General features: G+C 47.3%; 24 protein-coding genes. 15 read left to right on the top strand and 9 right to left on the bottom strand.

Features of this window, described 5'->3' with window-relative positions:
* Window positions 1–125 precede the first annotated feature (125 nt).
* Both AC3WU2_RS23905 and AC3WU2_RS23910 read left to right on the top strand, forming a co-directional pair.
* Window positions 126–1598 carry an S-layer homology domain-containing protein gene (locus AC3WU2_RS23905; protein ID WP_492457494.1) on the top strand — a complete coding sequence of 491 codons (1473 nt, stop codon included), beginning with the start codon at window positions 126–128 and terminating at the stop codon, window positions 1596–1598.
* A 115-nt stretch (window positions 1599–1713) separates the two neighbouring features.
* Entirely contained in the window at window positions 1714–2001 is a 288-nt protein-coding gene (locus tag AC3WU2_RS23910) for a HesB/YadR/YfhF family protein (RefSeq protein ID WP_018756347.1), read from the top strand.
* A gap of 350 nt (window positions 2002–2351) precedes the next feature.
* On the opposite strand, the gene AC3WU2_RS23915 is transcribed toward AC3WU2_RS23910, so the two are convergent.
* From AC3WU2_RS23915 to AC3WU2_RS23940, 6 genes are all read right to left on the bottom strand, one after another.
* Complete coding sequence (locus AC3WU2_RS23915; protein WP_492457495.1) at window positions 2352–2834, bottom strand: GNAT family N-acetyltransferase; 483 nt, start codon at window positions 2832–2834, stop codon at window positions 2352–2354.
* Between the two features lie 323 nt (window positions 2835–3157).
* Window positions 3158–3304, bottom strand: coding sequence for a hypothetical protein (locus tag AC3WU2_RS23920; protein WP_018756345.1), 147 nt, complete (start codon window positions 3302–3304; stop codon window positions 3158–3160).
* A 43-nt stretch (window positions 3305–3347) separates the two neighbouring features.
* Window positions 3348–3962 carry an HD domain-containing protein gene (locus AC3WU2_RS23925; protein ID WP_492457496.1) on the bottom strand — a complete coding sequence of 205 codons (615 nt, stop codon included), beginning with the start codon at window positions 3960–3962 and terminating at the stop codon, window positions 3348–3350.
* 28 nt (window positions 3963–3990) lie between these two features.
* Window positions 3991–4266, bottom strand: a complete 276-nt coding sequence (locus AC3WU2_RS23930; protein ID WP_492457497.1) for a hypothetical protein — start codon at window positions 4264–4266, stop codon at window positions 3991–3993.
* Between the two features lie 34 nt (window positions 4267–4300).
* Entirely contained in the window at window positions 4301–4906 is a 606-nt protein-coding gene (locus AC3WU2_RS23935; protein ID WP_492457498.1) for a DUF2087 domain-containing protein, read from the bottom strand.
* 119 nt (window positions 4907–5025) lie between these two features.
* Entirely contained in the window at window positions 5026–5634 is a 609-nt protein-coding gene (locus AC3WU2_RS23940; RefSeq protein ID WP_492457499.1) for a LysE/ArgO family amino acid transporter, read from the bottom strand.
* Between the two features lie 138 nt (window positions 5635–5772).
* On the opposite strand from AC3WU2_RS23940, the gene pdxR reads away from it, so the two are divergent.
* The 4 genes from pdxR (at window position 5773) to AC3WU2_RS23960 (ending at window position 9019) form a co-directional block, all read left to right on the top strand.
* The gene (gene pdxR, locus AC3WU2_RS23945; protein WP_492457500.1) at window positions 5773–7227 is read left to right on the top strand and encodes a MocR-like pyridoxine biosynthesis transcription factor PdxR; all 1455 of its coding nucleotides are present in this window, start codon (window positions 5773–5775) and stop codon (window positions 7225–7227) included.
* A gap of 63 nt (window positions 7228–7290) precedes the next feature.
* A complete protein-coding gene (locus AC3WU2_RS23950; RefSeq protein WP_492457501.1) occupies window positions 7291–8211 on the top strand; it encodes a helix-turn-helix transcriptional regulator in 921 nt (306 codons plus the stop codon).
* 68 nt (window positions 8212–8279) lie between these two features.
* Window positions 8280–8486 carry a hypothetical protein gene (locus AC3WU2_RS23955; protein ID WP_492457502.1) on the top strand — a complete coding sequence of 69 codons (207 nt, stop codon included), beginning with the start codon at window positions 8280–8282 and terminating at the stop codon, window positions 8484–8486.
* Complete coding sequence (locus AC3WU2_RS23960) at window positions 8477–9019, top strand: DinB family protein (protein ID WP_492457503.1); 543 nt, start codon at window positions 8477–8479, stop codon at window positions 9017–9019. Before AC3WU2_RS23955 ends, AC3WU2_RS23960 begins: the two co-directional genes overlap by 10 nt.
* A gap of 62 nt (window positions 9020–9081) precedes the next feature.
* Here the strand turns inward: AC3WU2_RS23960 and AC3WU2_RS23965 are convergent, their stop codons facing one another.
* Window positions 9082–10599 carry an MDR family MFS transporter gene (locus AC3WU2_RS23965; RefSeq protein ID WP_492457504.1) on the bottom strand — a complete coding sequence of 506 codons (1518 nt, stop codon included), beginning with the start codon at window positions 10597–10599 and terminating at the stop codon, window positions 9082–9084.
* A 181-nt stretch (window positions 10600–10780) separates the two neighbouring features.
* Between AC3WU2_RS23965 and AC3WU2_RS23970 the strand changes: the two genes are divergently transcribed.
* Window positions 10781–11398, top strand: a complete 618-nt coding sequence (locus tag AC3WU2_RS23970) for a TetR/AcrR family transcriptional regulator (RefSeq protein ID WP_492457505.1) — start codon at window positions 10781–10783, stop codon at window positions 11396–11398.
* 52 nt (window positions 11399–11450) lie between these two features.
* Here the strand turns inward: AC3WU2_RS23970 and AC3WU2_RS23975 are convergent, their stop codons facing one another.
* Window positions 11451–12026, bottom strand: coding sequence for a hypothetical protein (locus AC3WU2_RS23975; protein ID WP_492457506.1), 576 nt, complete (start codon window positions 12024–12026; stop codon window positions 11451–11453).
* A 369-nt stretch (window positions 12027–12395) separates the two neighbouring features.
* Here AC3WU2_RS23975 and AC3WU2_RS23980 point away from each other — a divergent pair, with 369 nt between their 5' ends.
* The 6 genes from AC3WU2_RS23980 (at window position 12396) to AC3WU2_RS24005 (ending at window position 19132) form a co-directional block, all read left to right on the top strand.
* On the top strand, window positions 12396–13742 hold the full coding sequence (locus AC3WU2_RS23980; protein ID WP_492457507.1) for an APC family permease: 1347 nt from the start codon (window positions 12396–12398) through the stop codon (window positions 13740–13742).
* A gap of 17 nt (window positions 13743–13759) precedes the next feature.
* A complete protein-coding gene (locus tag AC3WU2_RS23985; RefSeq protein ID WP_492457509.1) occupies window positions 13760–15409 on the top strand; it encodes an amidohydrolase in 1650 nt (549 codons plus the stop codon).
* A gap of 24 nt (window positions 15410–15433) precedes the next feature.
* Entirely contained in the window at window positions 15434–16792 is a 1359-nt protein-coding gene (locus tag AC3WU2_RS23990) for an aminotransferase class III-fold pyridoxal phosphate-dependent enzyme (RefSeq protein ID WP_492457510.1), read from the top strand.
* Window positions 16793–16905: 113 nt separating this feature from the next.
* Complete coding sequence (locus AC3WU2_RS23995; RefSeq protein WP_492457511.1) at window positions 16906–18489, top strand: flavin monoamine oxidase family protein; 1584 nt, start codon at window positions 16906–16908, stop codon at window positions 18487–18489.
* Entirely contained in the window at window positions 18486–18824 is a 339-nt protein-coding gene (locus AC3WU2_RS24000) for a hypothetical protein (protein ID WP_492457512.1), read from the top strand. Before AC3WU2_RS23995 ends, AC3WU2_RS24000 begins: the two co-directional genes overlap by 4 nt.
* Entirely contained in the window at window positions 18815–19132 is a 318-nt protein-coding gene (locus AC3WU2_RS24005) for a DUF3502 domain-containing protein (RefSeq protein ID WP_492457513.1), read from the top strand. The genes AC3WU2_RS24000 and AC3WU2_RS24005 overlap by 10 nt, the downstream gene beginning before the upstream one ends.
* Before the next feature lie 148 nt (window positions 19133–19280).
* Here AC3WU2_RS24005 and AC3WU2_RS24010 read toward each other — a convergent pair whose 3' ends face one another.
* Complete coding sequence (locus tag AC3WU2_RS24010; RefSeq protein ID WP_492457514.1) at window positions 19281–20327, bottom strand: matrixin family metalloprotease; 1047 nt, start codon at window positions 20325–20327, stop codon at window positions 19281–19283.
* Window positions 20328–20567: 240 nt separating this feature from the next.
* Between AC3WU2_RS24010 and AC3WU2_RS24015 the strand changes: the two genes are divergently transcribed.
* Both AC3WU2_RS24015 and AC3WU2_RS24020 read left to right on the top strand, forming a co-directional pair.
* On the top strand, window positions 20568–21665 hold the full coding sequence (locus AC3WU2_RS24015; RefSeq protein WP_492457515.1) for a hypothetical protein: 1098 nt from the start codon (window positions 20568–20570) through the stop codon (window positions 21663–21665).
* A gap of 31 nt (window positions 21666–21696) precedes the next feature.
* Window positions 21697–22056 carry a DUF6281 family protein gene (locus AC3WU2_RS24020; protein WP_492457516.1) on the top strand — a complete coding sequence of 120 codons (360 nt, stop codon included), beginning with the start codon at window positions 21697–21699 and terminating at the stop codon, window positions 22054–22056.
* Window positions 22057–22232 lie beyond the last annotated feature (176 nt).

Genomic DNA, 22232 nt, shown 5'->3' on the forward strand with positions numbered 1-22232 from the left:
AGCTTGTTTCGAAAAAATTAATCGCCAGTTTAGATTTTGTTAATCATTCGTTTCTTGGGTGTTAATCTCTATCCTCTATCATACAAGTATAGGCAACAACAACTGTTATGAGGAGGAAATCATTCATGAATAAGATATCGAAAAAAATCGCAGCGATGCTGCTGGCAGCTGCCATTGGCGCGACAACAATTCCTTACGCGGTGCTTAACGCACAAGCGGCGTTAACCGATCAAGATATTCAATCCGCTATCAATACATTAAGCAAGATCGGTGTTATGCAAGGTTATGCAGATCACTCGATGGGACAGCAGAAGCTAATCACGCGCGCAGAACTCGCTAAAATGGTCGTGAAGACCTTCAATCTCGAAGGTACAGCAGAGAAAACAGCAGCATTAACGGACGTCAATCCGAATGCATGGTACGCGGATTATGCGAGCGAAATTGTAGGCCTCGGCATCATGGAAGCAGTAAATGGCCAATTTAATCCTAGTGGTACGGTAACCGATACAGAGTTGGTTCAAGTGGTATCCAAAGCGTTGAAACGCGATGTGAAATCCGTGAATCACTGGATGAACGCATTCTTCGCAGCAGATAGCAGCGCAAATCGCGGCGAGGTCGCTTATTTGTTAGCAACAGCACGTCAAGCCATTCCTGCTGAGGATGCGAAGATTACGAGTGTTCGTTCCTTAAATGCGATTACATTGATTGTTACCTTCGATAAACCACTAACCGCAACGGATGAAGTGTTCGCGAAGGCGAAAGAAGATTTCGCATTCAACGATGGTCTGACATTGACGAACATGCCGCGTCTGAAGACGGGTTCGATCGCGACGTACATCGTTCCAACATCCGTTCAAAAAGCGGGCACGACTTATAATCTGGCTTACAAAGGCCAGACGTCTGGTTCTTTTGTAGGCAACGGGACGAAGCTTGATATGACGACCGCTAGCCAAGTGACGAACGATACTTTCGAGATTGAAGCGTTGAAAGCGAATGGTGTGGTGGATTATGGCTATATCATCTCCGCATACAGCGGCGGCCGCGGCGCGAATGCATTCGTATTGAACGATCAGGAGCAAGCGGATGGCAAGACGTATCAAATCATCTCTTCGATGCAAGCAAGACAAGTGACAATTACGCCAGAAGGCGGACAACCGATCATAGCGAAATACGTGCCGTTCACGCAATCGACGGATGGGAAGCAGGAACCGAAATTCCGTCTTCCGGAAGGACAGACACTTACACCAGGCGTGAAATATACGGTAAATTCAGATTGGGCGAACATTGCGAATCCAACCTTTGTGGCAACGTCCTTCGAAACCCTTCAAGTGACGAATGCCGAAGCCACTAGTGAGACTTCGATCAACGTGACCTTGGCGCAAGACCCAGGTGATGAGTTGTTCTCTGGCCGCAGCGTGACATTGACCGCACCGAACGGGGATAAGCTCGTTGCAACCTACAAATATTCCAGCCGTAAAGGTGCAGTGGGTGTATTTGATCTCACTCAGAATGGCAAACTAGCGGCAGGCACGACGTATACCGTAACACCTGTAGGTGCATGGGCTACGGCAACTGGGGTAACATTCACGACGAAGTAATTCATACCGACAATCTGACCAATTCGCGCATTCAAACATTTGACAGGAAGGTAAAGGACGCCCCCATTCATTTGTGATAAAATAAAATCATAATATGTGAAAGGGGAGAGTAGCGATGAGAATGATTGTGGAAGCACCAGCAGCTCGTTGGTACAAAAGAGAAATGTCTTTATCGGATGGCGATAATTTGAGAATATTCGTGCGAATGGGCGGTTGTGGCAGTGTGGTGCCCGGTCTATCGCTGGGTGTGATGCAAGATAAGCCAGTAAATCCTGCGCTCTCAGAAGTCGTGGAAGGCATCCGGTTCTATATTGAGGATGATAATATGTGGTATTTAGGGCATAAAGAGCTTCACATCGTGTACGATGAGAAGAATGACGATATCGCACTGGAAGTCGTATAGACTTCGTATGAAATAAGAAAGGATAGAGATTCAGCATGGTCTGGGTCCCTATCCTTTTTCTTGTAAGCAGGAAGGCGCCCGGCGCTCGAAATAACTGCCAAAAAGCAGTTATTGAGTACGAGAAGACGCCCGGCCGCTCGAAATATCTGCTAAAAAGCAGTTATTGGGCCCGCGAAGATGCCCGACGCTCGAAATAACTGCCAAAAAGCAGTTATTGAGCACGAGAAGGTGCCCGGCGCTCGAAATAACTGCCAAAAAGCAGTTGTTGGGCACGAGAAGGCGCCCTCTTCTTTAAAGGTCGCTGGAGGCATTATACTATCATTCGTAAAACACCTTTATCACATCGAGATCTAAGCATCTCTGTCTGGAGGATTAAGTTCATACCGATACACAACTTCCCCGTCATAGACTTCACCTGTCGCGGTGAATCCGAACTTCTCATAGAGTCTTCTCGCCCTCGTATTATCCGCATGCGCCGTTAAATTCACGCGCTGACTCTGCGGAAATTGCGTCCGAATATGATCGATCGCAGCTTGCAATGCTGCCTTGCCGTACCCTTTTCCTTGCTCCTTCGCATCAATGATGAATCCAGTCAACCAATAAGACCATGTGGTCGTATCGTCAACAGCGGTCATGATAAATCCGATTAAGCGATCTTCGGCATTGTATATGTTGAACGGCGCATAATCATATTGTTCTCCGTCGGGCCGAATATGTACCTTGGCTAACGATACGACAACCGAAGCTACATAAGGAGACTGCTCCTGATGAACTTGTAATTGCATGGCTTCTCGCCAGTTTTCTCGTGTGGTGGGGACAAGTTTAATGTTCATAGGCCTTCCTGCTTTCAACATAAATTCGATATACATATAAATGATATTGGGTGATGAACATCGTCGTGCATAGCTACACTGTATTCCAGGTAGGATAGAAAGTGGAATCATCCTTGATCTGTTGCCTATAATGGATTCTCGCACGGTAGCAGGCTTATAACGGTTCAATTATGGTGAATTCACCCGAAGTTAGTGCAGAAATCCACCATAGCGCACGAAGTTGGTTGATGCAGGCTAAAGTTAGTGGATAAATTCCAATATAGGAGCGTATGAGGCTATGAATAATGGTGACCGGATCAATTTCTTGGACATTCGATTTGTCCCTAGCGATCATCCTCATCCTTCTTCAGCTTTTCGTTGATCTCATCTAATGATTTTTGCAGACCTTCCAATCGCTTGATCGTTGCATATTGATTCCCGAGGATCGCTGCGATAACGACGATGAATAGGATGAAAAATAACTCATTCATATCAAGCACACCTTTCTATCGTGAATTTGTTTATCTCGATCAACTATTCAATTTTCTCTCTCATTTCGTAGTATGCATCTCTAAGCCAGGGATGAATGACGCGCAGTTTCTCTTTTTGACTCCACAGATAATTAATATATTCGAAAGCTGCATGATCCAACGAATGATCCAATTGCCGCAAAATTTGATTCAAATAGGGTGGGCTCCCTACTTGGTCCCATTCAATCTTATCTGCAACAAATAGAACCTTGTCTAACAGCGTTGCATTTTTTCTCAGGGTCGTATGACAACCGATGGCATCCAGGATTTCTTGATCATGAATATGAAAAATATCTCTAGCCATTTCTTTGGAGATTTTCTGATGAATAATCATGGGGAATGTCTCTTCTTCGGGCAATACTTCGATCCCAAGATCACGGGAGACCTGAATCCTCACATCGTTTGCAAATACGGCACTGATATCATGCAAATAACCTGAGATTTCGGCTGACGCGATGCTAGCAAGAAATTGCCCAGCAATTTTTCTAGCTTCATTCCCAACTCTAATACTATGTTCGGCCGTCTTCGGACAGCCATTATTCCTTAAGAAATTGACGATGTCGTACTGGAGATTTCCCGATAACGGTTCGATCACCAAGGAACTGTAGGCGAATTTCATAGGATACCCCCTTTAAGGTAGAAGCTTCTCACTTTTTCGCTCTTGATAAGATATACAACAGCCCATGAAGGATCCCGTAAATGATCAAGACATCGAATATGAAATAGAGCAGGTCAATAAGAGTCCCGTGAAGGAACCAAACATGGCTCTCATTCACTTTATTGTGATACTCTACAAAAAATCGAAACGGGAATCCAAATTCCGTTCGCAAAATACCTGCCGTGTACACTTTGCCTGGAACAATGATGATCGTAAGCAGAGCTATCCAAGCGGAGAGATTCAGGATACGTAGATTGATTCTCATCAACTCACCTCTACCTTTCTGTCGTGAAGGACACTTAAGATAAATTCTCCCACCGCGCCCACATCTCGGCCGGATTCAGTTCATAGATTTCATTTTCCCGGAACATGAACTGATGCATAATAAATTCTCTTCGAATAGTAGCAAAATCCTCATGGAACGTCTTAATAAATGCATTGATCTCCGGTTCGGTGTATTTTTTCCCTTTGTCCAGCTTCGAGATCATATGCTCTAAGACCATTAATTTCTTCTTTAACTGCCCTGGCAAATGCTTCAATCGGCCATCTTCGGTGAAGAAGTTCCGAATGACGGCGTCTCTTGCTTTTAACTGTTGTTCATCCAGCATTTCAGTTTCTCCTTTGGTATTCGTTCTACGATAGATGAGCGCTTCGGTCGCACTCGCACTGTTTTTAATGAAATAATCATTTAATGAGAAATAGATCGTGTTCTTATCCCGGCGTTCGTTAATCAGGCTGGCCTCACGAAGTTTGCTCGCATGATGTGTAATGGTCGCTGGGGTAACGCTTAGCTTCTCCGCTAGGACCTGGCCGTTCAGCTCTCCGTCTGCGAGCAAGATGAGAATCTTAATTCGGGTCGGGTCAGCAAGGGCTTTGTGATATTGGACGACTTTATCTAATTGCATGGAAGGCGAATCCATCCTCTCAATAAAATTTAATATTCATCTAATTAGATATTCTTTAAAATAGATAATAAAACAAAAGGAATTTACTGTCAACAGCAAATTCCTGCTTACCGTGCACGTTACCACAAATAGATCATGAGAACCGCCGAAGCCCAAATGATGCATGCAGATAATTTGTTCAGATAGCGAATGAATCGGTCTGAGGAGCTTAGCGAGCCGATGAATCTCCCGGCAAGCGCGAGCGCGAAGAACCATACCCAAGAGACCAGGATGCAGGAGAGGGCGAAGATCCATTTCTCCGTGCCGGAGTAGCTTAGTGAGCTGGTGCCGATAACGCCTACCGTATCCATGAGTGCGTGGGGATTCAGCAAGGAGACGGAGAGGGCATAGGTGATTTGCTTACGAGCGGAATAAGACTCCGCCTCACGCCCTTGTCGATCGGATGGCTGACTGCGCCATGTGACATAACCCATATAGAGCAGGAAGAGGACTCCTGCGACTAATAGTATACTTTTAATCAGCGGAACACTTAGAATGAGGACAGAGACGCCAAGGATGGCGAGCGTTAATAAGAGCGTGTCGCATAGTGCGGAGGTAATGACCACAGGCAAGGCATGTCGGAGCTTGGGCTGTAGCACCCCTTGATTGAAGACGAACACATTCTGCACGCCAAGTGGTAGAATAAGACCTAGTGCGAGTAGAAATCCATGCACAAATGAAGCCAACAACGAACAACACATCCATTCCATTTTTAATATATGAAACATTCTAATGGGGAGCAGGATCCATGTCTCCATCCAAATGGTTGGGCTCGGACCCAACCAAGTTAACAGCGAATAGAACGTGGGAAAGGAGGCGTTACGGAAATGATATTCGATACCGATTGGAAGCCTGTTCGGGGGAATGGGGTTCCGCTCTATCGACAAATTGCTGATTATATCCGCAGTAAAATTACACAGGGGGAATGGACGGTGGGTAGCCGTATTCCGACCGAACGTGCACTGGCGAAGAGCTTCGGTGTCAATCGAAGTACGGTGGTCAGCGCCTTTGCAGAACTGGTAGCCGATGGCCTCCTGCAAGGGAACAGCGGCAGGGGGACGGTCGTCGTGAACAACACCTGGACCCTCTTGGCATCGGCAGCGCCTCCAGATTGGGAGCGATATATGAATGCAGGGATTCATGAGCCCAATCTGCCAACGATCCAAGAGATTAATCACGCCGAATTCATTCCAGGTATCATTCGTCTAGGCACGGGGGAGCCGTCTCCTGAATTTTTCCCGCAGGAAATGATGAGGAAAGTTCTGCGTACCATCCCTGATCATATGACGGAGCTTGGCTATGCGGAGCCAAAAGGATTGTACGAGCTTCGCGCGCAGATCAGCCGATATGTGCAGCAGCACGGCATTGAGGCATCTCCATCATCGATTCTGATCGTCTCGGGTGCGCTTCAAGCGCTGCAGCTGATCTCGATGGGATTGCTGCCGAGAGGGTCAGCGGTACTGACGGAGAACCCATCCTACCTCCAGTCGTTGCACGTGTTCCAATCGGCCGGGATGGAGCTAGCTTCCTTGCCGCTCGATGATGAAGGTGTCAGACTTGATCCGATCAGGCACTATACGGAAGCGGGTCGTGGCTCCATTCTCTATACCATCCCGAGCTTTCAGAATCCGACAGGTAGGTTGATGTCAGAACGTAGAAGAGAGATGCTGTATGAGCTGTGTCTACAACGGCAGCTGCCGATCATCGAAGACGATGTGTACCGGGATCTGTGGCTGGATGCAGAAGCGCCGCCGCCGCTCAAGTCACGAGATCACAGCGGGACGGTACTCTATCTAGGGAGTATGTCCAAGACGCTTAGTGCGGGTCTGCGCATCGGCTGGATCATCGGTCCGGAAGCGGTGATTCATCGGCTTGCCGATCTGAAGATGCAGATGGACTACGGTGCGAGCTCATTGTCGCAGTGGGCGGTGACGGCGTGGCTTGAGAGTGGATTGTATACGAAACATCTGGAACAGGTTCGAGCTTCACTGCGTGTACGGCGAGATCATATGCTGCGGCTGCTCGCGGCCCATTTATCCGATGTGGCCTCTTGGAAAGCGCCAACGGGCGGATTCTATATTTGGCTGCGCATTACGATTGATTTTTCAATGAAAGCCTTATTCGATAAAGCTTTAACGCAAGGCGTGCTGCTCAATCCTGGCCATTTGTATGATCGAGCAGATACGCAGCATATTCGCCTGTCTTATGCATACGCCTCAATGGACCAGATGGAGACGGGGATACGTATTTTAGCGAATATTTTGAATAGGAAGATTGAATAGTCTTACCGTTGTATGAATGTAATTGGTATAATATAACAGATGATGAACGATTGGGGGACCTTCATGAAGTTAGAACGTTTAATCTCCATGATCTACATGCTGCTGAGTAATGAGGTTGTCTCGGCGACAGCCCTTGCAGAGAAATACAACGTCTCCCAACGAACGATTTATCGGGATATCGAGACGATTTGCGCTGCGGGAATACCGGTTGTGTCGTATCAAGGCGTGAATGGCGGTTATGGGATTATTGAGGAATACAAAATGGATCGGAGCCTGTTAGGTTCGTACGACGTCGGCACGTTGATCACGATCTTGAACAGCATGTCCACCGTATTCTCGGATGACCGTGCGCAAGAGACCATCAACAAGTTGCAGACGCTTCAGAACGATCAGAAATCTCCGAGCGTCACGATGGATATTAGCAGTTGGCCGTATCGCGAGACGCTTCAGCTATTGCGGACAGCGATTACGGAGCATCGCGTCGTGCGGTTCGAATACATTAGCGCGAAGAATGAACGTGTGAACCGTGTCGTCGAGCCCATTCAGTTGATGTATAAATACAGGACCTGGTATATCTACGGCTATTGTCGGTTACGGAATGACTACCGGGAGTTCAAAGTCACCCGGATGGGGGCATTGCGAATGATGACGGAGCACTTCAAGCCTCATCAGGAGCTGCCGAATTCAGAGGATGACCAAGGGACGCAAGCGAATGCAAACAATGAGGGAATTGCGGTGAAGCTGCATGTGACGGTGGATGGATTGGCGAGAGCCTTGGATCAATTCTACGATGATGAGCGTACGTTCTTAGAGGATGGCACCCTCCTGATTACGATCAATCTTAGCGATGCATCAGGCCTGGGTTGGCTTATGCCGATCATCTTAAGCTTCGGCGATAAAATACGCGTTGTTGAGCCGCTCGAGATTCGGATGCAGGTGAAGGAAATGCTGGAGAAAATGTTACATACTTATCAGGAAGTATGACAATGTGTTGTCAGACTTTCTAGCTTATGATGCGTCTATGAACAAAACAGATAGGGGAGTTATGGACTATGACGCATCAAATGATGGAATTGTATGATTATCACGTATGGGCAAACACAGCAGTAAAAAACCGATTTATCGATCAGCCGAAAACAACGCAAGAACATGCGAATGAGCATTATAAAGTTCCGCTTCGTACGGCGGTCCGGGCGACGGAACCTGCAACGATCATCTGGCAGCATAGATGGGAAGGCGGGCTTGTACAATGGATGTAGGGAATCATAACAAAGAGGAGCGTGTAACGATGACACACCATGCGATTGAAATGTTCGAGTTCCATGTGTGGGCGAATCGAACGATGATTCAGCGATTGAAGGAAATTCCTCATGTTGTATACACCAAGGAAGTACAGAGCTCATTCTCATCGATCTCCAAGGCGATGCCGCATATCTACATTGTGGATACCAACTGGCTAGGTATTGTTAATGGGAAGAACATGCGCGATTCCGGGCACGAGGCGCGGGCGTTGACCGAGCAAGTCGAAGCGAAGTCATTGGATGAGCTAGAAGCCGCGTTCGAGGCGTTGGCTGAAGGATATCGGGCTTTTTTCAAGACTTGTGAAGATTTGAATCAGACATTTGTACTTGATAACCCGTATACCGGCGTGAAGGATGTGAGTTATGGGGAAGTGATCCTGCAGGTGGTGAATCATGGCACCTATCATCGCGGGAATATCTCGACCATGCTGCGTGACCAAGGACTTCCGTCGGTCATGACCGAATATGCACTGTATTGGTATTCCAAGTAAAAGATAAGGGAGTCGCGGCTTAGCTGCGGCTCCCTTTGTTGTATTCATGATTCGTATGCCTATCATGCGTTCTTCGACGGCTGAATCATGCGAGCTCTCCCGATGAGGAAGCTGGCGAGTAGCGCTAGGCCAATAAAAAGAACAGCGACAATAAATAGATCATGTAACGCTTGGCTGAATACACGTTGAAAGCTAAGTAGGGCGTCGTGAGGCAGATTTGAACGTATCTCTTGATCAAGCAGTGTCTGCGGGTTCGTAAGCAGAGATAACGTATCGTCTGAGGCTGTAGGCAGTTCGGTACGCAATTTGCCAAGACCCGCAGTCATTCGTTCGGTTAGCATGCTGCCGAGGATGCTCACTCCAATCGTACCGCCAATGGAACGGAAAAATTGAGATGAGGAGGTCGCAACGCCGCGGTGGCTCCAGTCGACTGCACCTGCAGCTGCTGTACCGAGTGTCGGGTATACGGCACCCATACCAAGGCCTGTGATGATCATATAGACTATGATTTCCGTTATGGACGTATGCACATCCATGCTCGCCATCAGACCGAATCCTGTCATCATGGTGATGAGGCTGCCGACTAGGATTGTGCGATAGGAGAATCGCTGCATCATTCGCCCGCTCGTCGTTGAAGTGACAACCGTAGATAACATCAACGGGGTTAGAATGTAGCCCGCCATCGCGGGACTCACGCCGATCACCCCCTGTACGAACAATGGAATATACGCAATGGCGCCGAACATCGCTGCGCTCATACAGAAGCCAATCATACTGCCGAATGAAATTTCTCGAATCCGGAATAAATGTAGAGGGATGATCGGTTCTTGGGCTCGGGATTCGATGAAGACGAAGGCTCCGAGCAGCAGTCCTCCTAATACGAATAGTGCGATAATAGAGGTATAGCTTGTGTTATGACTGGGATCACCCAGTACAAGGGCCAGGAGGATGGAGATGATTGCACTGGTTAAAGTAATCGCCCCAAGCCAATCTATGGAGCGTTTCCCTTCAGCCGTTCGATTATCGGTCAATCCGATGCGAATGAAGAGGATCGCCATAAGTCCCAGCGGAAGATTGATGAAGAAGATCCAACTCCAGTGGACGTAATCCACCAAGGCGCCTCCGAGTGTCGGGCCGAAGATGCTGGAGATGGCGAAGACCGTCCCGAATAAACCCATAAATTTTCCACGACGTTCCGGAGGGAAGATATCTGCAGCAATGGTCATAGATAGCGGCATTAAAGCGCCAGCACCAAGCCCCTGAACTCCACGGTATAGAACGAGTTCCATCATCGTGGTTGCGAACCCGCATAAGAGGGAGCCGATAAGGAAAATGGTAAGTCCAATGAAATACATCTTACGTCGCCCGAATAGATCCGCTAGCTTCCCGTAGATCGGCATCGTGGTCGTCGAAGCGAGCATATAGATGGCAAAAACCCAACTATAGAGCGATAGCCCGCCCAATCCCTTTGCAATGGTCGGCATGGCTGTTGCTACAATCGTCTGGTCGATGGAAGCGAGTACCAAGCCAAATAATAACCCAGTCGTAATGAGCGTTGTGTTTTGTTTGGTCGCGGACACGTGTGAAGACACCTTCTTTCTTTATAATGCAACACTATGTTGCTTTTGCGATGTTGTGTTGTTTATAATAAAGCGCAAAGAAGGGACTCGCAACCGACAATATGGAGGTGCCTGTTGCTTAAACAACACAATAGGGCTCCATGTTGTAGATCGATAAAAAATGAGACAGGGAGAGACGTATATGTCGCATGACCAATTACAGATCGATCCGCGAATCAAGCGAACGCTTCTCGCTATTTCGGACGCGATGATCGTGCTCATGAATGAGAAGGGATTCGAGCATGTCACCGTGCGAGATATTACGCAGCATGCGGAGATTAATCGAGCTACATTTTATCGCCACTATGTGGACAAATACGAGTTGCTCGACAAAATCGTAAGGAATCGTATGGAGGAATTTGCCGCTGCGATTTCACTGCCATCGAGCTTTGCGTTCGAGGATTTATCCTTAGATCCGGAAATCCCGCCAAGCTCTTTCATTCGCTTGTTCGAGCACATTGCAAAACATGCAGCCTTCTATCGTTTAATGTTAAGTGATAAAGGAATCCCGGGCTTCGCCGGACGCATGGAACAGATAATTCGCGAATCCTTCTATCATCGTCTACAGCTCGCGGAAGCCGATTCGCAGGCGATGCCCAAGACTCCGTTGGAGCTGGTCGCTCGTTACGCAACATCGGCTCATTTGGGTCTCATCACGTATTGGCTCGAGGCGGGGATGCCGTATACACCTGCTTATATGGCCTTGCAGCTTAAGCGGCTGCATATGTTAGGTCCGACACAGGTTGTAATTGTAGGATAGAGTAAAGAGCAGTCCCATGATGAATCATGGGAACTGCTCTTTTTCGAATGTGTTATTGTATTGTGTAATAATTCGTACGCAGTATGCTTTTCGTCGCAATATTTTGGAATACGGCTCCTGCTTTGACATAGACGCCATCATCTTCATTGATCGGTCGATACACGCCTTCGCTAGTTCTGCGCAGGAAGAGAACGGCCTCTTGATCTTCCGTGAGTAAGGTGGTAGCGGCCGAGACCACGTGGAGGTTCCCGAACGTTCCCCCCATCTGAGAGACGATAATGGTATCGTTAATCGGATTGGAATCCGCTTTGATCACATCAAGAATCATGACTTGCGAATTCGTGTGATACGTGGAAATATCACCTTCAACGAAGGTGTCGTTGACTCGATACGCTGCTTTTCCGCGAATCACAAGATCTGCGGCAGCTTCTAGCGCGTTTTCATCTTTATAAAAGACAGACCACGATGGGTTTAGATACAAGGTCTCAATCTCTTTGATGATTGACGTTGTTGGTGCCTCGGAAGAGGTCGTGGAATGGGGGATATGTAGTTGTACTGAATCCATTTCACTTCGAAATGAGCATGCTGTGAGGAATAAGACACCCAATATCATGATCATTTTCTTCATTTTCCCACCACCTCCATCCCTAAAGACGGCTTCCAAGAGCATAATGTTTCACTTGCATCAGGACAGGTAATAGGAAGGGTTGCTTTTACCTATCGTGAACGAATATGCAGGTTTGTTTTTCCTGCATCGTGTACGTATTTGCCAAGTGGTTATTTTAGTATAATGTCCGCAAGACCATTACCAAAATTTAGGAGTGAGAGGGCTGATATCAACGAGCGAATGATACACAAGAAAATGTAAACGTTTTCATTGGAGCGATGTTTGCCCAAGAGCGGGAATTCGCATGGCGTGAAAGGGGGAAGGTTCCAACTATACAGTCTGAATTAGGCTGTTGAATGCGAAAAGTACACTTTAAAGGAGGTAAATCTTTTGCAAAATCAGATTTCTCTTAAGCGTACACTAACTTTGTTTCCCGTGGTTATATTTGGGCTAGCTTATATGGCTCCAATGACGGTTTTTGGAACTTATGGGATAGCTTCAGAAACCTCGCATGGTATGCTTCCGGCCTCATATATTGTTGCCTTGATTGCCATGTTGTTCACTGCTTACAGCTACGGCCCGATGGTTAAAGCGTATCCTTTATCCGGCTCGGCCTATACTTATACACAAAAATCAATTAGTCCTCATCTTGGATTTGTAGTCGGGTGGGCAATCCTGATGGACTATTTATTCCTCCCGATGATCAATATCTTATTGAATGCAATATATCTTGCAGCAGCTTTTCCGGTGATTCCGATGTGGGCATGGATTGTGTTTTTTGTAGTTGCCCTCACCGTCATTAACGTCTTGGGAATTAAGGTGACAACCAATGTAAATATATTATTGGTCTTGTTTCAGGTATTGGTTGTCCTTATTTTCATTGTGCTCTCCATCAAAGGGGTAGCAGGGGGCATGGGCACAGGCAATCTCTTTACTGCGCTTCCCTTTTATAATCCCGACGTTTCGTATGCATACGTCTTAGCCGGTGCGTCTATTCTTTGTCTTTCCTTCTTAGGATTCGACTCAGTGACCATGCTTTCCGAGGAAACGATTGATGCGAAGAAGACGATCCCTAAAGCGGTGATGCTCACAGCTTTTATCGGAGGCTTATGGTTCATCCTCGTATCTTATATCGGATACCTAGTTTTCCCGGATTACACGGCCTTTACCAATCCGGAATCCGCTTCGATGGAAATTGCCGAACGTATCGGTGGCACGTTGTTCAGTTCCATTTTTTTGGCTGGACTGACAACGACAGGTATCGCGTCGGGGTTATCGTCGCATGCGAGCGTCTCCCGTCTTCTGTTCGCAATGGGAAGAGACGGCATCCTTCCTAAAAAAATCTTCGGCTATGTCCATCCTAGGCTCAAAACACCGGTCTACAATATCATTCTGATCGGGGTATTTTCTTTATCGGCCCTCTTTCTAGATTTGGTCACGGCCACTTCGTTCATTAATTTCGGTGCTCTTGTTGCGTTCACGTTCGTCAATCTATCCGTTATTGCCCACTATTATGTGAAGCAGCGCAAACGTTCTCCAAAGGAGACGATCCGTTACTTGGTGTTCCCGATCATCGGTGCATTATTTAACATTTGGCTGTGGACGAATCTTGACAAGCACGCCTTATTACTTGGATCGATATGGGCGGTTTGTGGACTGATTTATCTACTATCTATGACGAAAATGTTCAGCAAGCGTCCTCCAGAGATGCATTTTGAAGATGCAGAATCCATGTGAAATAGGGGTGAGGAAAGATGACAGTTAAAGTTGATGAAAAAGCAGATATGATCGTATCCAGCAACGCTGTTTATATCGGTACCGGAGATTCGGCGCAGCCGGGTGCCGTAGCTGTAGCAGGGAATCGGATTATTGCCGTGGGTACGATGGAGGAAATCGAGGGATTGATCGGCCCTCAAACGCAAGTGTACTCCTATGGTGATCAATTGATCATGCCTGGATTTCACGACTTCCATCTTCATGTATTGCCGGGTAGTCTTCATTATGATTGCGTGAACCTACTTGAGACAACTTCGGAAGAGGAAGCCGCGGAAATGGTGAAAGCGTTCGCGGATTCGAGGCCGGATGACCCGTGGATTCTCGGGTATAGCTGGTACCATACGTTTTGGGCAAATAACAAGCTTCCTCATCGTTCCGCGCTGGATCGGCTTATCCCAGATCGTCCCGTCTACTTGCTTAGCGCTGAAGGACATGCGGCTTGGGTGAACAGCAAGGCGTTGGAAATGATTAATGTTACGTCGGAGACACCTGATCCACCTTATGGCGAAATCCACAGAGATGAGGATGGGGAACCTACAGGTATTTTAATTGAGACAGCGACAGCGCTTGCAAAAGAAGCGTTTCAATTGCCGCATGCGCGCAAGGAAGCGTTGTATCGCGGTTTCTTTGAGCAAGCAGTGAAGCTCGGGGTGACGTCGATCAACGACTTTTTCCCCGTTCCCGGATACGAAATCGGCGATTTGGACATGTACCGCGAAATGGAGGAAAAAGGGCAGTTAACGTCCCGGGTTCATTTCTTGGTAACCTTAGACGGCGATTTGGAACGTCCCCGTCGCTTGCGTGAGGCTCACACATCGGGCAAATTAAAATTTTCTGGGCTGAAGCAGTTTTTGGACGGCGTTCCCACCACCTATACAGCGTCTCTCGTTGATCCTTATTCGGACCGGCCTGACACGAGAGGGGAGACGTTGGTCGATCCGGACGAAGTCAAAGAATGGGTCGTTGAAGCAGATAAAGAAGGCTTCAGGGTCCGTCTGCACACTTGCGGAGATGGCGCCGTCCGTCTCGGTCTGGACTGTTATGAAGCTGCGCGCCGAGCAAACGGCGTCAGAGATTCGCGCCATACGATCGAACATATCGAAGTGATTCACCCAGACGATATAGGTCGTTTTGCTGAATTGGATGTTATCGCTTCGATGCAGCCAGAGCATATGGCGCTAACGCAAGAGTTTATGGAAAATCCGTACCTGGCCCGGCTTGGCAAAGATCGGGAGCCGTATACATGGCCTGTGAAATCGCTGATGGACAGCGGAGCGATCGTCGGGTTTGGCAGCGATTTCCCGGTTGTCCATATCAATCCGATGCTGGAGATTTACCGGGCCGTAACGAGACTCCATAACGACGATCAGCCGGAGGGAGGCTGGAATCCGAAGGAGCGGATCACGATGGCGGAAGCGCTGCAGGCGTACACTTACAGTCCTGCATACGGCGTATTTAGAGAGCAGGAATTGGGCACGCTCGAGGTCGGAAAACTCGCGGATCTTATTGTATTGGACCGTAATCTGCTTGACGTTCCTGCAGATATGATTCGAGATACCAAAGTATTGCTGACCATGATTGATGGTGAGATCGTATATCAGGAGGAACTACAAGCGGTTGATTCATAAAATTTAATGAAAAGGGTGATCGATTTGCAGCGCAAAACGAAGGAAGAAGCATTGGATTTAGCAAAGGAAATTTTAGGCTTTATTGAGAGCGACACGCTCACAGAAGATCAGAAAAAAAAGATTGTCTCCGATTCGGTTGATAATTTCTCGGAATATGTCACAAAAGCGATTCTGATGCATCGTAAATCGGTCTCCACGGATTTCTCGGTCGTCGAGTGGGAAGACGAAGGTGCTGTATTTCGGGATACGATGGGCGACGAGTATATCGATTGTTTAGGCGGTTACGGCGTATATTTACTGGGCCATCGTCATCCCAAAGTCGTTCAGGCGGTCGAAGCCCAATTGAAGCGTTACGCCTTACACAGCCAGGAGATGGTTGATCCGCTGCGCGGTTATCTCTCGAAGTTAGTCGCCTATATTACGCCGGGTGATCTGCAGCATTCGTATCTAGTCAACTGCGGAACCGAAGCGAATGAAATGGCGATCAAGCTGGCCCGCCTTGCGACAGGCAAGAAATATTTCATTACAATGGAAAACGGATTCCACGGCAAAACGTTAGGCTCGTTGTCCGCTTCGGGGAAAGCCAAATTCCGCGAGCCTTATCTCCCGCTTGTTCCCGGTTTTCAGCACGTGCCGTACGGAGATGCGGACGCGGTTGAGCAAGCGATTCGCATGCTGATCGCAAGCGGCGAAACGGTGGCTGGGGTCATCATTGAGCCGATTCAGGGCGAAGGCGGGGTCAATATTCCGCCAGACGATTATTTACCACGGCTGCGCCAAATCTGCGACCAATATGAATGTCTGTTGATCGCTGATGAAGTGCAGACCGGCATGGGGCGCACGGGGACGTTGTTTGGTGTCGATCACTGGAATGTCGTGCCGGACATTATGACGCTCGGAAAAGCGTTTGGCGGTGGAGTAATGCCCATCGCTGCCATGGTCGCCAAACGGAAATGGTGGGGCAAGATGGAAGAGAACCCGTTCCTGCTCGGTTCGTCCACGTTTGGCGGCAATCCGCTCTGCTGTGCCGGGGCGATCGCGGGCATCCATACGATACTGGATGAGAACATTCCGCAAATGGCGAAGGAAAAAGGCGATTACATGCTGAAGAAGCTCAAGGAAATTCAATCCCGCCACGCTGATATTCTCGTCGATGTGCGCGGTATGGGGCTCTTGATCGGGATGGAGTTCGCCGAGAATCATCTTGGTTATACGCTGGCGAAGCAATTATTCGGTCAGAAGATATTGGTCGGCGGCACGATCAACAACGCCACCGTCATTCGTCTGGAGCCGCCGGCGATCATCTCGTACGAACAAATCGATTACGTGCTGAACTGCATCGAGCTAGGGATCGCTCAGCTTGGAAGTCCGGTGAGCAAGTAGATACTTTACCGGCACACGGGAAATGAATATAGCGAATGGGGGCGAGGGCTTCGAAATACGGAGCGGACTCGCCTCCTCTGTTATTAAATGTTGTCATGGGGAGGATGAATCAAATGTCAAAATCGCCTTTCATGCGCCAATTGAACTCGGCTGCCAATGTTGCAGGCGAAGCGGCTGAAAGAAATGTCACGGTTGAACAAGTCATCGAGGAGCGGATTCAAAAGAGCGCCTCGCGAAGGGAGATTTTGCAAAAAACGGTTAAGGCTTCTACAGCTCGGATAATCCCTTCGGCCAAAGAGAACATGGCTAAAGAACCTATCGCTCCGCGTGTCGCTGTTGTCGGCGCCGGACTTGCAGGATTGAGCGCAGCGTACCGTCTAAAGCAGGCTGGAGTAATTGCTCAAGTCTATGAGGCGTCCGATCGCGTCGGAGGACGCTGCTGGACGGGAAGAAATGACTTTAACGAGGGTCAGAGCTATGAGCACGGGGGAGAACTGATTAATTCCAGTCATACGGCTTTACTGAATTTGATTGGCGAGTTGAATCTGCAAATGGACGATTTATGGGCTTACGAGGAAGGAGATTTTCGAATTGTTCTTGACGGCTCGATTTGTCCGTTCGACATGTTAGCCAAGGCGTTTATGGAAATTCGGCCGCAGCTTCTGAAGGATCGCAGAGAAGCAGGCGATATAACGCTGTACAACCAGTATACGCCGCGCGGTTATGAATTGGATCATATGTCCATTGTCGACTGGATTAACGCCTACGTTCCAGGAGGCATGAGTTCAAAATTCGGTAAAGCGGTAGAATTGGCCTATACGGCAAGCGTTGGCTTGGAGAGCACGGAAGTAAGCGCGCTTCTAATGGTATATGCCATGAGTACGGCGACGGAGAATGACTTTTCGCCGTTTGGAAGCGATGGGGACGAAAGGTACCGCGTGCAAGGCGGGAATGATCTGATTCCTCAGCGTTTGGCGGACCATTTGGATGGACAAATCACGATGTCGTCGCCATTGGAGGCGCTCGTCCAGAACGGTAACGGGACGTATACGCTGCATTTTTTCGGAAAAACAAGCGGCGTTCAGGCCGATTATGTCATCCTTGCATTGCCGGTTTCGACTTTGCGGGATGTTGATTTAAGCCGATCCGGGTTCAGAGATTTGAAGCTGGAAGCGATTGCCGAAATGGGTGTATCCACGAACTCCAAACTGGCTATGCAATTTACGAACCGTCACTGGATGTCGCACAGCAGCAGCGGATCTTTTGTCTCTAACGGGGGATATCAGAATACGTGGGATGCAACGAGAGCGCAAGCGGGCGAATCTGGAATTCTAGTCAACTTCACGGGTGGCAGCATCGGTCATCAATTCGGTACAGGCTCTGAACACGATCACGCAGCGCGATTTTTGCAATTGATGGAGTATGATTTGCCTGGATTGACGGATAAGTGGAACGGAAAAGCGGTGCTTGATTATTGGCCTGGCCAAAGATGGGCTAAAGGCTCGTACTCTTGCTACAAATTAGGGCAATACACAAAATACAGAGGGGTATTTGGCGAACCAGAAGGCAATTGCTTCTTTGCCGGTGAACATACGTCTTTGCAGTATCAACAATTTTTTAATGGAGCTGTTGAAACCGGAGAACGGGCGGCCAAGGAAGTTCTGAGCAAGCTGGGGCAGCGCTACAAAATCTCGTGAAATCGGATAAAGCGTTCGGTTATGTCGCCAACATGAAACCAGGGTATGAAGTGCAGGAGTCCAGAGCGGTTGGCAAAGAAATGGTTGCTGTAAGATTGACCAAACCCACTACGTCGACCAGTGGGATCACTGCATTTATGATGTCGATTTCGAAAAACAGCGGCAATCCGGACAAAGCGATGCAATTCTTGAATCTGATGTATTCGGATCCAGCGATCGTCAATCTCCTCGACAATGGTATTGAGGGTAAGCATTATGTGAAGAAGTCTGAAAATATGATCGCGATGCCTGACGGAGCGACGCAAACCGGATATATGTTCAATCAGTGGGAATAGGTAATAATTTTCTTTCTTACGTGTGGAAAGGAGAAGATCCGCAAATTTGGGATAAGATGCAGGCATTCAACAAATCTGCGGTCCGCTCGAAGGCAATGGGCTTTACATTTGACGCTAACCCGGTAAAAACAGAAATAGCCGCCGTCACGAACGTGATGAACCAGTTCAGAGTAGGATTGGAGACAGGTACATTAGACCCGGCAGCGAACTTGCCGGAATTCAATAACAAGATGAAAGCGGCGGGTCTAGACAAGATTATCGCAGAGAAGCAGAAGCAGCTGGACGCCTGGGCACAAGCGAGCAAGTGATCATTGGCCAAATCTACTGCGTTAGCTTTGAGAAATCAATGTTGTGATTATCAGGTAAAGTAAAGAGCAGTCCCCAAGGTGAATCCTAGGAACTGCTCTTTTTCTTTGACCTCTCTGTAATGTAGAGGGATCGCTGATCTCGATGATTTTACCGTTCTGTTAAGCTGGAGAAATTGAGCGAGTCCGCGTTAGAGATATTCTGGAATACCCCGCCTGTGCTGACATAAATGCCATCATCCTGGTTAATTGGACGATAGGTGCCATCCCCATTGTCGCGAAGGAACAAGACAACATCTTGCTCTTGATTCAGCAAGGTAGAACCATCTGCCTGTACTTTGATATTCCCGAAGTCTCCTCCCATTTGCGTGACTGTAATCGAACTGACCGCTTGGGCAGCATCGCCTTTAACAACATCAAGAACATCGATTTGACTCAATGTTGCATAGGACGTTGCATCGCCTTGGCGGAAGAAACTCTGACCGGATTCCACTACTTTTCCACGGACGACAAGATCTGCAGCCGCAGCTAGTTCGGCTTCGTTCGCATAATAGACAGCCCATGATGGATGCATGTGAATCACTTCTTCCCCTTCAGTGCCAGCTGCTGCTGGTTCTTCTTCTGGTGTATTGTTCATGAAGAACGCTGGATACAGACCGTTCACCACGGAAATATCGGAGGAAGCCGGCGAGAGTGGTCTGTTCAGGGAACCCGTGCTTGTAAAGGTATATGGATTCATGATCGAAGAAGTCTCCACGACGGACGTATGATTGAGGCCCAAGGAATGTCCGATTTCATGCGCTGCAACTCCTGCTTTGATACTGCTCGTATATTTCGTTTGATTCGTAAAGTATGTATTCAAGTTCAATGTCGCCTTTGTGATCGTGCCGCTTAACGTGGAATAGGAGGCATTTCCATCCCAATCTACATTTGCATTATAAAGATCTGTTGCATAATACGTTGCATCCACACCCAACTTCGCAGTCACCTGGAAATTCGAGGAATTCTTCCATTTGGATGCTCCACTGGACCAAGCCGATAAATCTGCACTACTGGAGACAGATAGCGTTTGCGTACGGCTAGCCCATTTCCCGAAGGATGTTGGTGCTGCGAACATAGGCGTACTTCCTAGCAGTAAGGTGAGACTGGTTGCTACGGCAATAGCCATGGTGCCCAGTCTGTGTTGGTTTTTTCTCATCATAAAACCTCCTGTAATGTTAATAAATGACAAATATATCATTCTGCATAAATTTACAAAAACCTTCTTTCTATGAAAATATTTTCCTATAAATGACAAAAAAGTGGAATAATTAGTTGGCACAATACGGTTTGTTTGCTGTGTTTTCTTTCTGTTATTTTTAGGAAAATACTAGCAACTTTTGTATTGAGAATCACGTTAAGATGTTATGTATTTCGAGGAAAGGAAGATTTATGTAGGATGAAAAAAATCAGTTGGATGATCATGGCCTTGTTGTTATTCGTCCCATCGTTGGCAGTTGCATTGGATACATCTAAGGTCAATCAATCTATGATCTCGTTTGATTTTAGGAGTTCGAAAGCGATCGATGACCAGCACCGTCTTTTGATTGACAATTTCTTGGGTAAAATCGAGTGCATTGATCTAGCAACATTTACACAATCGTGGGAAAAGAAGTTTGATTTCATCTATGACATTCAGATAATGAATAATCCATCCAAGATCATCGTCATTGCCAAAGACAGGGGTAAAGTGATGAAATTCACGCTAAGTACTGAGGGGAAAGTTCTGACGCAGCAGGAAATTGTAATTCCTACAGTTCAAACGTGGATGAAGCAGAACAAATTTGTACATATCAGTTGGTCACCTCCCGCCTCTGGTTCGACAGAAAAGCTTGCCGTTTATTCGGAAGGTCCGGTATTGATCTATGAATATCCTTGGAAGAAACCATTGTCGAAAATCGATGTGAATATCCCGCCTAGTTCATCATATGAAAGTGTCTTAACAGGGGAGTTTGAATTGGAATGGCCTTATCTCATTGTCCAGCATGAAGGGGGAGCTTTAGTGCAAGTGCGGGAGTTCTATTCCATCTACAATGCAGTAACGAAGAAAAAAGTCGAAATTCTGATGGATTGGAACACCTCCAGCGATTTTACGATAGAACAAGGAGAATTAGTGGTTAATAATTCAAGTATTACACCAGGTCCGGGCGGACCCTTGCCAGCCCCCGGTAACTTGGTCTATGGAAGGTATGATATCATAACAGGTAAACCGATTTATGAAAAAAGAGTCGTTTTCCATAACAATGATAGCTTTTGGAGGACGAAATATGATCGACAACAACTCTTGTTGATGGATTCGGACACAAGTACGATGACGCAGGTTGATCAGAAAGGCAATGTTCTCTCGAGTATAAACATGGAGAAAGTATGGACATATTCAGGTTTTCTCGGTTTCTATCAACAGAATTTTATTCTGACTAATCGGTCGAAGGATGGAATTATTCTGGAGTGTATTCCAGTCAAGTCGGGTATAAACGATTCGGAGAAAATCGGCTAGAATGACGATAGAAAATTGAGGTGATTTGTTCTTGAAAACTTTAACGATCCTACTAGCATTATTACTATTAACAAGTTGCTCGGCGAGTCAGATCGGGGAGAAGACAGATACAGTCACGATGAATCATCATGCCATCGCTTCTATTTCTTCACCGAGTGTGAAATGGAATGATCGTGTGTACCATGAGACAACGGAAGAAGTGACGGATATCGGGGAAGAAATCGGCGAGATCGCAACGCAATCGACGGACGAGATACTGGAGACTCCGAATAATCACGCGACTTCCTACCCGCCAGGAACCAAGTTATTCGCCATCCAAGGCGTTGATACGTCGGAAGCGATTGCGATTCAAGCGAGTGATTCGATATACTATAAAGCGGTTACGAAATGATAAATCCGTTCTTGATCCTATGCCATAAAAAAAGAAGGCAGCTCCCATCATTGATATGCTCCCCTTACGGTAGACAGGTGAAAAAATAAAACCTGTTACTGTAAGGGGAGCTTTTTCATGGCCAGGGGAAAATATAATGCAATAGAGAAATTCAATATCATTGAAGAAGTTTCTAG

The organism is Paenibacillus sp. EB106-05-06-XG162, assembly GCF_058791655.1.

Coding starts and splice junctions, on each gene's coding strand:
- AC3WU2_RS23905 (WP_492457494.1), top strand. CDS start 126: ATGAATAAGATATCGAAAAAAATCGCAGCGATGCTGCTGGCAGCTGCC.
- AC3WU2_RS23910 (WP_018756347.1), top strand. CDS start 1,714: ATGAGAATGATTGTGGAAGCACCAGCAGCTCGTTGGTACAAAAGAGAA.
- AC3WU2_RS23915 (WP_492457495.1), bottom strand. CDS start 2,834: ATGAACATTAAACTTGTCCCCACCACACGAGAAAACTGGCGAGAAGCC.
- AC3WU2_RS23920 (WP_018756345.1), bottom strand. CDS start 3,304: ATGAATGAGTTATTTTTCATCCTATTCATCGTCGTTATCGCAGCGATC.
- AC3WU2_RS23925 (WP_492457496.1), bottom strand. CDS start 3,962: ATGAAATTCGCCTACAGTTCCTTGGTGATCGAACCGTTATCGGGAAAT.
- AC3WU2_RS23930 (WP_492457497.1), bottom strand. CDS start 4,266: ATGAGAATCAATCTACGTATCCTGAATCTCTCCGCTTGGATAGCTCTG.
- AC3WU2_RS23935 (WP_492457498.1), bottom strand. CDS start 4,906: ATGCAATTAGATAAAGTCGTCCAATATCACAAAGCCCTTGCTGACCCG.
- pdxR (WP_492457500.1), top strand. CDS start 5,773: ATGATATTCGATACCGATTGGAAGCCTGTTCGGGGGAATGGGGTTCCG.
- AC3WU2_RS23950 (WP_492457501.1), top strand. CDS start 7,291: ATGAAGTTAGAACGTTTAATCTCCATGATCTACATGCTGCTGAGTAAT.
- AC3WU2_RS23955 (WP_492457502.1), top strand. CDS start 8,280: ATGACGCATCAAATGATGGAATTGTATGATTATCACGTATGGGCAAAC.
- AC3WU2_RS23960 (WP_492457503.1), top strand. CDS start 8,477: ATGGATGTAGGGAATCATAACAAAGAGGAGCGTGTAACGATGACACAC.
- AC3WU2_RS23970 (WP_492457505.1), top strand. CDS start 10,781: ATGTCGCATGACCAATTACAGATCGATCCGCGAATCAAGCGAACGCTT.
- AC3WU2_RS23975 (WP_492457506.1), bottom strand. CDS start 12,026: ATGAAGAAAATGATCATGATATTGGGTGTCTTATTCCTCACAGCATGC.
- AC3WU2_RS23985 (WP_492457509.1), top strand. CDS start 13,760: ATGACAGTTAAAGTTGATGAAAAAGCAGATATGATCGTATCCAGCAAC.
- AC3WU2_RS23995 (WP_492457511.1), top strand. CDS start 16,906: ATGTCAAAATCGCCTTTCATGCGCCAATTGAACTCGGCTGCCAATGTT.
- AC3WU2_RS24010 (WP_492457514.1), bottom strand. CDS start 20,327: ATGAGAAAAAACCAACACAGACTGGGCACCATGGCTATTGCCGTAGCA.
- AC3WU2_RS24015 (WP_492457515.1), top strand. CDS start 20,568: ATGAAAAAAATCAGTTGGATGATCATGGCCTTGTTGTTATTCGTCCCA.